General features: G+C 47.2%; 10 protein-coding genes and 1 riboswitch. Of the genes, 2 read left to right on the top strand and 8 right to left on the bottom strand.

Annotated features, from left to right (window positions below):
- Positions 1–11: 11 nt before the first annotated feature.
- From CIK88_RS01145 to pckA, 8 genes are all read right to left on the bottom strand, one after another.
- A complete protein-coding gene (locus CIK88_RS01145; protein WP_254046762.1) occupies positions 12–575 on the bottom strand; it encodes an OmpH family outer membrane protein in 564 nt (187 codons plus the stop codon).
- 55 nt (positions 576–630) lie between these two features.
- Entirely contained in the window at positions 631–1,128 is a 498-nt protein-coding gene (locus CIK88_RS01140; RefSeq protein WP_094389870.1) for an OmpH family outer membrane protein, read from the bottom strand.
- A gap of 51 nt (positions 1,129–1,179) precedes the next feature.
- On the bottom strand, positions 1,180–1,704 hold the full coding sequence (locus CIK88_RS01135) for an OmpH family outer membrane protein (protein WP_254046600.1): 525 nt from the start codon (positions 1,702–1,704) through the stop codon (positions 1,180–1,182).
- 72 nt (positions 1,705–1,776) lie between these two features.
- A complete protein-coding gene (locus CIK88_RS01130; protein ID WP_371591464.1) occupies positions 1,777–4,440 on the bottom strand; it encodes an outer membrane protein assembly factor in 2,664 nt (887 codons plus the stop codon).
- A gap of 47 nt (positions 4,441–4,487) precedes the next feature.
- Positions 4,488–5,228: an isoprenyl transferase gene (locus tag CIK88_RS01125; RefSeq protein ID WP_094389882.1), complete on the bottom strand. Its 741-nt coding sequence runs from the start codon at positions 5,226–5,228 to the stop codon at positions 4,488–4,490.
- A 6-nt stretch (positions 5,229–5,234) separates the two neighbouring features.
- On the bottom strand, positions 5,235–5,906 hold the full coding sequence (locus CIK88_RS01120) for a DUF6089 family protein (RefSeq protein WP_094389867.1): 672 nt from the start codon (positions 5,904–5,906) through the stop codon (positions 5,235–5,237).
- Between the two features lie 16 nt (positions 5,907–5,922).
- Positions 5,923–7,281: a DUF6242 domain-containing protein gene (locus tag CIK88_RS01115; protein ID WP_094389866.1), complete on the bottom strand. Its 1,359-nt coding sequence runs from the start codon at positions 7,279–7,281 to the stop codon at positions 5,923–5,925.
- Between the two features lie 486 nt (positions 7,282–7,767).
- Entirely contained in the window at positions 7,768–9,381 is a 1,614-nt protein-coding gene (gene pckA, locus CIK88_RS01110; protein WP_094389865.1) for a phosphoenolpyruvate carboxykinase (ATP), read from the bottom strand.
- A gap of 226 nt (positions 9,382–9,607) precedes the next feature.
- On the opposite strand from pckA, the gene upp reads away from it, so the two are divergent.
- On the top strand, positions 9,608–10,264 hold the full coding sequence (upp, locus tag CIK88_RS01105; RefSeq protein ID WP_094389864.1) for a uracil phosphoribosyltransferase: 657 nt from the start codon (positions 9,608–9,610) through the stop codon (positions 10,262–10,264).
- A 541-nt stretch (positions 10,265–10,805) separates the two neighbouring features.
- Positions 10,806–10,912, top strand: a riboswitch (TPP riboswitch).
- Between the two features lie 43 nt (positions 10,913–10,955).
- Positions 10,956–13,316 (top strand): TonB-dependent receptor, encoded by a 2,361-nt coding sequence (locus tag CIK88_RS01100; RefSeq protein WP_094434030.1) that lies wholly within the window; start codon positions 10,956–10,958, stop codon positions 13,314–13,316.

Genomic DNA, 13,316 nt, shown 5'->3' with positions numbered 1-13,316 from the left:
GGTAATGACGCTTATCGCAATGCAGTTTTCACAGCCTCGGTCACGTCTTCACCCATCATGGGGTGGGTCCATGCCACAGCCTGTTGGTCGGTATTGATGATAAAGGCAAGGCGACGCGCTATGCCGACACGACCCATGGCTTCGGCAATACGCTTGCGAAGAGGTGCCTCTGCCTTGGCTTTTGCCTGTTCCAAGAGTGCCTGACTCTCTTTCTTGAAGGTGATGTTACGGTTGAGCAAGTCTTGAAGTTCGCTTTGGCGCTTCTGCAAAATAGTCAGTGGCATATCGCGCTGCGTATCGAGAAACTCCTCGTACTTCCGGTTGAACTCGTCTTCTGCACGTTTCTGTTCGGCTGCATACTTCTCGTTGAGCTGCATCATGCTGGTCTCAACGGTGGCATATTCATTCATGCTGTGGAGCACGGCATCATAACTGAGATAGCCATACTTCAGGGTGTTGCCATCTGTTGCTACATCCTGGGCAGAAACAGTTAAAGGTAAAAAAGCAAAAAGGCAAAAAGGTAAAACCCATTTTACCGCATTTTTTACCATGCTGTCAAATATCATCTTTTTCATAAGTTTCTGTTGTTTTTATCTTTTTACGTTTTTACTTTTTTACCTCACACATTGTTTATTTCAGTCCGAGCTTGGCTTTTACCTGGGCTGTTACATCAGTAGAAAGGGTTGTGCTGATATAGGGCACGCCACCCTGAACATCCATGATATAGACATAACCACCAGCCTGTCCGACAGCCTTGATGGCGTCGAGAACCTTCACGTTGATAGCCTGAAGTTTCTCACCCTGTGCCTTGTCGAGGGCCTGACGGTTGTCCTGATAGCTCTGCTGGATCTTCTGATACATCTCCTGAAGCTCCTGCTCACGACGCTGCTTGATGTTCTCTGGAAGGTTGGCCTGCTCCTTTTCGTAAGCCTGTGCCTTCTTCTGAAGCTCATCCTGCATGCTCTTCAGATCAGCCTCGTATTGTTTGGTGAGGGCCTCGATCTCGGTGCGAGCCTTGGTAAACTCAGGCATGGCCTGGATGATTTCCTGTGTGTTGAGGTGACCGAACTTCTGTGCGAATGTTGCCAGAGGGGCAAACACCAACAACATTAAAATAAGTTTTTTCATTGTTTAATTGTTTGTTTAGTTATTATTGTTTCTTTCTGTTTTATTTTGAAGTTAGCGTGTGGAACCCAAACGCGACAGTACATCGTCGGAAATGTCGATGCGGGGAGATCCGTAGATGATGCCCGAATCACTCGCACGGTCCAATACCAACTGATAACCGCGTGATTCTGCTACATCGCTCACAGCGTTATATACCAGTTCCTGAATAGGAGCAATGAGTGCGTTGCGCTTCTTGAAGAGTTCACCGTCGGGTCCGAAATACTTCTTTTTAAGTTCGGCAGCCTCGCGCTCCTTCTTCATGACAGCGTCTTGGCGCTCCTTCTTCTGTTCTTCTGAAAGGAACACGACGTCGCGCTGGTAGTTCTTGTACATGCTTTGTGCTTCTGTCTGGATGGCTTCCACCTCTGCCTGCCACTTCTTGGAAATCTGTGTCAGCTGTTCGTTAGCACGCTCGTAGGCTGGAATGTTCTTGAGAATATAGTCCATGTCGAGCAATGCAAACTTCTGTGCACTGGCACTCTGGGGCAGGAAGATCATGATGGCTGCGACCAATAGTGCCTTGGCGGCGAGTGCCATCAGTAGGGTTTTGCCCATTGTCTTGTATTCTTTCTTCATATCAACAGTCTCCTTTCTGTAGGTTTTATAAGGTTAGAACTCTTGTCCGAGAATGAAGTGGAACTGGCTGCCGCCCTTCTGGTAGCTGCCGTTGTTATATACCTTGTCAAAGCCATAAGCCCAGTCGATACCCATCATACCTACCATTGGGAGGAAGATGCGGACACCCAGACCGGCAGAACGCTTCATGTCGAAGGGATTAAACTTCTTGGTATCTACCCATGCGTTACCGCCTTCAAGGAATCCAAGGCCGTAGATGGTGGTGTTACCCAACATGAATGGATAGCGAAGCTCCAGGGTGAAGCGGTCGTAGGCATAGGCATTATAGTATGCACTCGTGCCTGCATGATAGGCTGCGGTGTTTGATATCGAACCGTTCTCATAACCGCGCAGACCGATGGTCTCTTCGGCATAACCAGTAGAGTAGCCACTCATACCGTCACCACCCACATAGAAGGTTTCGAAAGGCGACTTCTTGTCTTTATTGTAGGAGCCCAACAGACCGAGTTCGACACGGGTCATCAGCACGAAACACTTCTGACCGCTGGTCAACGCAGTATAGGTCTTTGACTTAAACTTCCATTTGTGGTATTCTATCCAACGGTATTTCTCCTGCAATTCACGCTCGTAGGCTGCTGAATAGCGGTCGGTGGCGAGGGTGGAATAGTCTTTGTGGTCGAACAAAGACCATGGTGGAGTGAGCTGTACGGATGCTGAGAACTCTGATCCCTGACGTGGGAAAAGCTGGTTGTCGATAGATGTACGTGACAGCGTAATACCGAGGTTGATGTTGTTACAGTTACCGTTGCTGATGATAAAGTAACTCCAGTCGCGCAGCATATAACGGGTGTATGCCAACTGCATTGACAATTGGAAATAGTCGTCGGGCCAGCGCAAACGCTTACCCCATCCCAATGCTACACCGAACATCTCAATATACTTATCGTCGTCGAGCATAGCGTCGTAGTTGTGACCGAAGTCGTTGTACGAACCAAAACCATACATGTAGTTGAGGTAGTTGTTATAGTAGCTGTTGTTGCGGTAACTGCTTGAAATATCGCTCTGCTTAGAGAAGAAGGCGCTGACGTTTAATGCATTCGGGCGCTTGCCACCAAACCATCCGGTGCTGTAACCTGTAGAGAGCGAGGTATAGTAGCGTCCGTTGGTCTGCAACGACAGTGACAGTTGTTCGCCATCACCGATAGGCATGATACCACGGTGCATCTTGTTCTTACCAAAGAGGTTGCGCATGGAGAAGTTGTTGAGCTTTATGCCGATTCGACCGATTACACCAGTCTGTCCCCAACCCAGTGAGAATTCAAGTTGGTCGTTAGACTTCTGTTCCAATTCCCAGTTGATATCCACGGTGCCGTCCTCATAGTTAGGCTTGATATCTGGGTTGATGGTCTCAGCATTGAAGTATCCCATGTTACCAATCTCACGGGCAGAACGCATCACAGCATCTTTAGAGAAGAGGTCACCGGGCTTGGTACGCAACTCACGGCGAACAACTTCTTCATAGAGGCGGTCGTTACCATAGATGCGTACAGCATTGATGTGAGCCTGCTGGTTTTCGGTGATACGCATCTCAAGGTCGATAGAGTCGCCCACAATATTGACTTCGGTGGGGTCGAGCTGATAGAAGATGTATCCGTTGTTCCAATAGTAGTTACCCACGGCATCTTCATCTTCTTTCAGACGTTTGTTCATCAGTTTCTGATTATAGACATCGCCCTTCTTCATGCCCAAGGCATTGTTGAGGAAGTCGCTGGTGAGTACTGAGTTACCCACCCATTCTATATTGCGGATGTAGTATTGCTGACCTTCATCCACCTTGATATATACGTTGACGTGCTTCTCGTCTTCGTTCCATACCGAGTCTTCCAAAATGGTGGCATCGCGATAACCGAGCTCGTTGTATTTTTCAATCAGGTTTTTCTTGTCGGTTTCGTAGCGTTCAGGGGTGAACTTCTTGGCTTTGAAGAAGTTTTTGAACTTGCCGGCTTCGTGTATCTTGGCAAAGGCTCCGTTCTTAAAGAATGTACCTGTAATCTTGTTTCTCTTGAGTTTTTCGTTGCCTTCGATGATGATGTGACGCACCTTCATCTTGTCTTTCTTGTCGATATCAACGTCAAGAATCACCTGATCCTTATTGGATACATCGTCGCGCTGAAGGATGCTGATTTCTGCGTTCTTATATCCTTTATCGTCAAAATAGCGCTTGGCGAGAATCTTTGCACGGTCTATCATGTTGGGCGTAATCTGGTTTCCCTTCATAATACCCAGCTTGTTTTCCAAATCTTCGCGTTCGCTCTTCTTCACACCATTATAGTTGATGCGGCTTACGCGTGGGCGAGTGCCGAGATGGATGCAGAGATAAATCTTTGAACCTACGATAGAGTCGGCAGTGATAGCCACTTTCGAGAACAGTCCGTGACGCCAGTAACGCTTCACGGCATCGGTGATTTCAGAACCTGGTACACTGATGACTTGACCTACGGAGAGTCCTGACAGACCTGTCAGCACATAGTCTTCGTAACCTTCTACGCCTTTTACAGCTATACCGCCAATCTCACAAACACGCGGTGTGCCTGTATAGGAGATTTCGGGATTGGTAATCACATCCTGTGCTTTAACAGCGGCAGGAAGGAAGAGTATGGTGCAAAGCAGCATCATGCACTTTGCCATGTCTGTCAATTTGTTGGAATAGAATATATTTCTCACTTTACTAATTATTTCCGTTGTTATTTCTCTTCATTTTCCACCTGTGCTTCGGTCTTGCCAAAACGACGTTGGCGCTGTTGGTAATTGGCAATGGCTTCGTGCAACGCTGCTTCATCGAAGTCGGGCCAGAATGTATCACAGAAATACAATTCTGAATAGGCTATCTGCCACAGCAGATAGTTGGAGATGCGCAATTCTCCGCCTGTACGTATCAGCAGTTCGGGATCTGGCATGAAATTGGTTGCCAGATGCTGGCTGATGGTGGTGTCGTCGATGGCATCAACAGACAGGGTGCCTTGTTTCACTTCTGTTGCGATATCACGCATGGCTTTGGTGATTTCCCATTTCGACGAATAACTCAACGCTACTACCAAGGTCATGGTAGTATTGTTGGCAGTATGCTCTTCGGTCTCGCGTAGTTTCTGAACGACAGACTCTGGCATTCTTGAGACATCGCCAATGACGCGGAAGCGTACATTGTTCTTCATGAAGAGTTCGTCTTCGAGTGATGTGAGTATCAGTCCCATCAGTGCTGCAACCTCGTCAGCAGGGCGGCTCCAGTTCTCTGTAGAGAATGTGTATAGTGTCAGATACTTAACTCCCAGTTTGGCAGACTCCGAGGTGATGCGTTTTACAGCCTCTACACCGGCTTGGTGTCCATAGCTACGCTCTTTACCTCGCTGTTGTGCCCAACGCCCGTTGCCATCCATGATAATGGCAATGTGCTCGGGGATGCGTGTCATATCCAGTTGCTTGTTCATAGTCATTTATATATCGTTGTTACACGTTTTGCATTTTCTCCAGATGTCGTATGTCAGTGACAACCGCAGGTGGCTGTAACCATCGGTATTCTTGAAGAGTCCACTGCTCTTGATGCCGTATGGATCTGCCACACCGTCGATTTTATCGCTGGTTGTGAAGTGTATGGTCCATTCCATTGCGACATTGGTACGGTCGCCTATCTTGTATTTCACACCTGCGCCAATTGGCATGTTGACAGCTGCTTCTGTCTTTTCCGGTTTTGCGATGGTGGCTCCGATACCTATATATATATAAGGTGTAAACCGTTGCGCTCCCCGATATTCATGTCCTGTGCCGTAGGGCCAGAAGTTATATTCATACCTCATACCTATGTCTGCCACCGAATGTTTGAAGCTCATGGGCTCCAAATCCGGGTAGTAGGTGTTGGCATGGGTTGACGATCCTTTCAGTTGTCCCCAACTGATATTGGCAGCCAGTGCCATGCGTGGATTGAGGCGATAGCGTCCTACGAGGGTCAGCATGGGTTGCTGGTTGCGTAGCGGATTGCCGTTGAAATCGCCTTCATAGGCCACCAGTCCTATTGCCCCGCCTATCTCGGCTCGATATTCGGGAGCTTCCTGTGCACTGGCATGTATGGTCAGTGTGAGGAGAACCAGTGTTTGCAGTATCTTTCTCAAAGATAGTTTCGTTCTTTTACCACGCCAGTTTGTTGAGTCTGCCACGCCATACTTCGCCGTTTACTCCGCCGAAGAGCCAGATATTCACACCGTCTGATGTGGCGGCATAGCGTGTGGTGCTGGTATCGAAATCGTTTGGCAGTTGGTAGTACTTGTTCTTTTTCCAAGTGATACCGTTGTCGCGCGACTGGTAGATATAGGTAAAATTGCCATTCACCGTACCGATGGCGAGTACGCCGTCATCGTAGGGCACCAGTGTGAGGTTGTCGAGTTGTGGCAGTTCGTATCTGTTGCCGTCGGCTTCCATATATACCCATTGTCCTGGCTCGCTATGATAGTTGAATTCTGCAATCTTTCTCCATACCACGGCAGCTTTGGCGTTTGCTGTACTGTTGCCTGCCATAACGACATAGTCGGTAGAGTCTGCCATGTTCATTGGATAGCATGTCGTGGCGACTGTTGCAGTGGGTAGGAGTGATTCGCTTGCGTCGATGGCATCGGCTTGCCACTGGTGTCCACCGTCGCGTGATACCATGAGTTTGTTGTCGGCAGTCATGCCGTAGAGTTCTTTCTTGCTTGCACCGATGAGTTTGGCAATAGCTGTTGTCTCGCCAATCTCGTCCCATTGGCTGCCGTCGGCAGTGCGCAACAGCATGTTGCCGTTCATCATGTAGATAGAATCTGCATTTGCCACGGTTTGTTTGTATGCTCCTGCGGTCAGCGGTGTGTTGATGTTGGGAGTGAGTGTAGTCCATTCGTTGCCATCGGTGGTGGTATAGCCAACGGTAGTGCCGCCATCGTTGCCGAATACGAAGATACGCTTGCCCAATACCATGGCCTTCATGCCAGAGAGTGCTGCCAACTGGTTGTTGTCAGCCATTTGTTTCCATCCAAAGGCATCGCCGTCTTCTTGGTGGACATTCACTTTGATGGTGTATTTCTGATACGACATACCATCGGTAGCATAGACACGGGCTTCGCGTGGTTGCGAAAAGTCGATGCTGTCTGATGAGGTGTAGAATTTCAGTGAGTCGTTGTTGAGGTTTTTGATGACTACTATGCCATTGTTCTTTGTACCTATGGTGCATACCACCTTTGACGCATCAATACCCAAAGGCAGTGAGTCGGGGTTGAAGATGACGTGATTGATCTGGTCGATGTTGAATTTGTAGCTTGATGCTGCTACGCTTGTCTTGTAGATAGAGTCCTTTCCTGCTGCTGTTGTTGTGTGCAGATAGCGGTTGAGTGTGCCCAAGGTAAACGACGTGATTGCGGCGTCGTTATAATATACGGCCTCATCATCGTTAGACTTCAGACATGATGTCAAAACAGCTATGACCAACAGCATGCATGCTGCATTTACGAGTTTTTTCATTTGAAATATTTCAATTTTGGATGCAAATTTACTCACAATTCTGCAAATAGCGTCATATTTGGTGCTTTTATTAAGTAAATTATATGATAATGTGACATATTTTAGAATTTCTAAACATAAAAAGAGTGTGACATGAATAGCTCAAGTCGCACTCTTGTTGTTAACGGACATTCGTGTGTGTCAATGTTATTAGGCACATGACAGCCGATATTGCCACAGTCGCCAGAATGGCCATTGTGTGTAAATCAAACATAATTAATTAGAATTCTTGTCTATTAGTTCCTAAATAAATCTTTTACCTTTATCTCTCAATTGCGGGTGCAAAGTAACTACATTTCTTTCAGATGACCATCGTGTAGAGGTCTTTATTTTGTCGGTTTGCTATGTTTCTTTGACTTCTGTCAATTTCTGAAAGAAGGTGTATAACAAAAAAAGCCCGTTTCCACGGAGGAAACGAGCCATATTTAGAATGAATAGACGGGTCTATTAGAGTTTTGGACCAGCAGCTACGAGAGCCTTACCAGCCTCGTTGCCCTCATACTTCTTGAAGTTCTTGATGAAGCGGGCAGCCAGATCCTCAGCCTTCTTGTTCCACTCTGCAGCGTCAGCGTAAGTGTCGCGTGGGTCGAGAATGTTGGTGTCAACACCCTCAAGCTGTGTGGGAACTTCGAAGTCGAAGTAAGGAATCTTCTTGGTAGGAGCGTTCAGGATAGCGCCACCGAGGATAGCATCGATGATACCACGAGTGTCGCGGATAGAGATACGCTTGCCAGTACCATTCCAACCAGTGTTTACGAGATAAGCCTTGGCACCGCTCTTCTCCATCTTTTTCACGAGCTCTTCAGCATACTTGGTAGGATGCAACTCGAGGAATGCCTGACCGAAGCAAGCAGAGAAGGTTGGAGTAGGCTCGGTGATACCGCGCTCTGTACCAGCCAACTTAGCGGTGAATCCGCTGAGGAAGTAGTACTTGGTCTGCTCAGGAGACAGGATAGATACTGGAGGCAGTACGCCGAATGCGTCGGCTGACAGGAAGATAACGTTCTTGGCAGCAGGACCTGCGCTACGACCGTTCACCTTCTTCACGATCTTCTCGATGTGCTCGATAGGATATGATACGCGGGTGTTCTCAGTTACGCTCTTGTCTGCGAAGTCGATCTTGCCGTCGGCAGCAACTGTTACGTTCTCGAGCAGAGCGTTGCGCTTGATAGCACCGTAGATATCGGGTTCGCTTTCTTTGTCGAGGTTAATAACCTTTGCATAGCAACCACCTTCGAGGTTGAATACGCCTTCGTCGTCCCATCCGTGCTCGTCGTCACCGATAAGCAGACGCTTAGGATCGGTAGAAAGAGTGGTCTTACCTGTACCAGAGAGACCGAAGAAGATTGCGGTGTTCTTACCTTCCATATCGGTATTGGCTGAGCAGTGCATAGAAGCAATGCCCTGGAGAGGCAGGAAGTAGTTCTGCATAGAGAACATACCCTTCTTCATCTCACCGCCGTACCATGTGTTGATGATGCACTGTTCGCGTGAAGTGGTGTTGAAGGCTACGCAAGTTTCTGAGTTGAGGCCGAGCTCTTTGAAGTTCTCAACCTTAGCCTTAGAGGCATTGTAGATAACGAAGTTAGGTTTGAAGTTCTCCAGTTCCTCTTTGGTAGGCTGGATGAACATGTTGGTAACAAAGTGTGCCTGCCATGCTACTTCAACGATGAAGCGTACAGCCAGACGTGTTGCCTCGTTGGCACCGCAGAAAGCATCAACTACGTAGAGCTGCTTGTTGCAGAGCTCCTTGATAGCGATATCCTTAACTTTTGCCCAAACCTCCTCGCTCATGGGGTGGTTGTCGTTCTTGTATTCTTCGGTGGTCCACCAAACCTTATTGTGGCTCTGTGCATCGTCAACGATGTACTTGTCCTTAGGAGAACGTCCGGTGTAGATACCGGTCTTTACGTTTACTGCGTTGAGCTCAGTGTTCTGACCTTTATCGAAACCAGTCAGTCCTGCCTTTGTCTCCTCTTCAAAGAGAAACTCATACGAAGGATTGTGAGCAATCACGGTTGAGCCTGTGATGCCATACTGTGTCAAATCTAACTTTGCCATAATAATGAAAAATATTTGAGTTTGAAATTACTATTATCCGTTTTACGGCGCAAAGTTACAAAGAATTCCGAATTTACTGGTCGGCTTTTAGTTTTTTTAGCGTTTAGATGGGCCATTTTTTGGTTAAAGTAGTTAAAAATGGGTGGTCTCGCAAATAATTGTCACGCTGACTTTGCAAAATTCCGCGAACATTTCTTATCTTTGCGGTCAAAAACCGAAGCAATCTATGAAAATTATCAATTTCGATGAAGAGAACAGCGTGATGCACCTCTATATGGCTGAATTGCGCGACAAGAATCATCAGCGCAACCGTCTGTTGTTCCGTAATAACATCAAGCGTGTGGGTGAGTTGATGGCTTATGAGATATCTAAGACGCTCGATTACAAGTTGAAATCTGTTACCACACCGTTGGGCATTTGTGATATTCAAGTGCCTAAAGATGAAATTGTTGTAGGTACTGTATTGCGTGCGGGCTTGCCTTTCCATGAAGGATTCCTTCAGGTGTTTGACCGTGCAGAGAATGCTTTTGTGTCTGCCTATCGCATGTACACCAACCGCGAGCATACCGAAGTGGGCGTTCATACCGAGTATATGGCATCGCCCAGCATTAAGGGCAAGACTTTGATACTTGTTGATCCGATGCTGGCTACAGGTGGTTCGATGGCTGCTGCCATTGAAGCGCTTTGCAAAACAGGTAAGCCTCGCAAGATACATATCGCCAGTGTGATAGCTACACAAGAGGGAATTGATACCATTCGTCCTGTGTTGCCCGACGATGCCACTGTTTGGTGTGCCGCCATTGATGCCGGAATGAATGAACACAAATATATCATTCCTGGTTTTGGCGACTGTGGCGACCTTTGCTACGGTGAGAAATTATAACCCTTTGGCACCATTGTCTGCATTGGACAATGGTGCTTCTATCTTATAGTTTGGCGTGCTACGCAACCGATAGGTGCGTACTCATGGCATCGGCAGTATTGCCACACGTTGGGAGGTGTGGCAATACTGCTTACACCTATTATATAATTATAAGAATGGGGGGGTGGTGTGTGTAGTTTTGACGATTATTGGAATGGTAAGACAGTTTCATGTTAAGTATTGATGACCTCTGTGGACTTTATGTCAATGCAGCCGAACAGTATGTGAGATTCGCAAAAAGTGAGAAGCGTGTACTCAAGTTTACCCAATCTGCCGATTTGTAATGATAGCTCCCGAAATCGTAGTAGAGCAAATCGTGGTCAATCCTGATAACTCCCGTTATAGTTCCTTTGGTAACGGTTTCTCCTTGTAGGCTTTGTCAGGAAGAAGTGGTGGAGGTCGTGTGTTCCTCTTTGTTGCGCACAAGGTGCTCATGCTCAAAAAAATAACAATAATTTTGCAGTTTCAATTATTTATAGTAATTTTGCAATCGGTTAGCAGAGCGCTAACTAAGGGGTGCTACCTACTCGTAGAAGAGACGGAGGCTGAGAACATACCCATAGAACCTGTACAGGTAATGCTGTCGTAGGAATTTTCCTTGGACTACGTTCTTTCCCCCTTTATATAGTTTAAGGTTTATAACAAACATTCAATGAAAAGATTAAACAGGATTGCATTCAGTGTGGTGTGCTGTGTTTTTGCCAGTCAAGCCGTATGGGCACAAGCCACAATCGACACCGTCAAGGTGCACCAGCTGAATGAGGTAGTAGTAAAAGGTGTACGTGCAGCCAAGGAAGCTCCTTATGCCGTAGCCAACATTAAGAAATCAGAACTCCAGCAATTTTCTCGTACAGGAAAGGAACTCCCATTCCTCCTTTCGCGCACACCCGGCATCCTTGCATGGGGTGAGAATGGATTGGGCACTGGTACCAGCTATATGCGTATTCGTGGTGCTGCAGGTAGCCGCATCAATGTCACCCTCGATGGTGTAGCCCTTAACTCTCCTGAGGATCAGACCGTGTTCTGGGCCAATATGAACAGCTATGCCGCTCTTTTGGGTAGTGTGCAGATTCAGCGTGGTGTTGGTTCATCTACCAATGGTGATGGAGCCTTTGGTGGTAGCATCTCTATGGCTACTGCTTTCCCATCGCTTATCCCTACCGCAGAGGTGACAGGTTCGTTTGGTAGCTTCAACACCTATAATACAGGTGTCAGCTTCTCAACAGGTTTGTTGGGCAAACACCTGATCTTCGACGGTGCCTATCATGAGACCGCTACCGATGGCTATATCGATGGAACATCAGGACGATCAGGTTCTTACTATGGTGGACTGACATGGCTTGCTGACAATTTCAAGGTGAGCTACAAGAATATCGGCAACTTTGAAAAGACCGGCCAGGCATGGAGTGGTGTGCTCGCCAGCGACTATGACACCAACTTCACGTTGATGAGCGATGGTATCTATACCTATAAGGATATGGATGCTGCTGGTCTCGGGAAGTTCAATATCCTGACAGCAGGATTGGTGCGCAACGGCAAGGGCGACTATACCATCGTGCCTTACACCATGCGTGATGGTAGTCTTTGGAACAAGACCACCGACAATTTCTATCAGAACCACAATATCCTTTCTGCTGTTTGGACTCCCAACGACCATTGGAGTCACAACTTTGCCGTACACTACACCTATGGTTATGGCTACTACAACGAGTTCAAGAGCCAGTCGAAATTTGCTAAGTTTGGTCTCACCTTCTATGATGCAGACGGCAATTTCGTAAAGCGTTCCGACTTTGTGCGCAAGAAGGGGCTGACCCAGCACACCTATGGCATCGTGTATAACACCAACTACAAGGATGAACACTGGGATGTTATTGGCGGATTGAACCTTCAGCAGTTCCGTGGCAACCACTGGGGCTATCTCACCTATATTGCCAATCAGGCAGCAGAAAACCAGTTCTTAGGCAGCAATGGTCAGTATAAATACTATGATTCTGATGCCCATAAGTATGACTATAGCGCCTTTGTTAAGGCCAACTATCGTTTTGCCGACAACTGGAATGTATTTGCCGATTTGCAGTTCCGTCGTGTAGAATACAAGACCGATGGTGTCAACGATAAATTTGTGGAGCAGGCTGACGGTACCTATAAGAACCAAGTATTGGACATCAACGAGAAGTTCAATTTCTTCAATCCCAAGGCAGGTATCAGCTATACCAACAATGGTCATAAGGCCTATGCTTCTGTAGCTTACAGCAATCGCGAACCTGAGCGCAACAACTATACCGACAACTACAACTATCCATTCCCAGAGCAAGAGAAGTTGCTCGACGTAGAGTTTGGCTATCAGTATCAGGGCAGCAACTGGCATGCCGGTGCCAATTTCTACTATATGGGTTATGACAACCAGTTGGTACAGACCGGTCAGCTGAGCGACATCGGTGAGGCACTCACCACCAATGTGAAAGACTCCTATCGTATGGGCGTAGAGCTCACAGCAGGATGGGCACCCTTGTCATGGATGTCGTTGGAAGGAAATGCCAGTCTGAGCAAGAACAAGATCAAGGATTTCGACGAGTATGTAGATAACTGGGACGGTGATCCATTGAAGATCCACTACGACAATTCAACCTTGTCATTCTCACCTTCTGCCATCCTCAACGGCTTCATCGACCTCCACTATGCAGGATTCTCTGCCACATGGCATACCAATTTCGTCAGCAGTCAGTATCTCGACAACTCTGAGAGCAAAGACCGTTCACTGCCTTGCTATTCACAGAGCGACCTCAGCATCAACTATGGTTCAAAGGTTACCAAGGCATGTGGTATCAAGTATGTGACCATCGGTTTCGATATCAACAATATCTTCGGTCGTTGCTATGCTCCTTCTGGTTTCGTATGGTACAATGCTGTTAGCGAGAGTGCCGGCTATACCAAGGATCATCGTCTGAGTGCCATCAGCTATATTCCTATGGCAGGCACAACCTTCATGACCCATCTGACATTGAAATTCTAA

Origin of the sequence: Prevotella sp. P5-50, assembly GCF_002251295.1 — a bacterium.
Lineage (GTDB): Bacteria > Bacteroidota > Bacteroidia > Bacteroidales > Bacteroidaceae > Prevotella.
The sequence above is the reverse complement of the archived record's forward strand: the minus strand, read 5'-3'. Positions and strand labels throughout refer to the sequence as shown.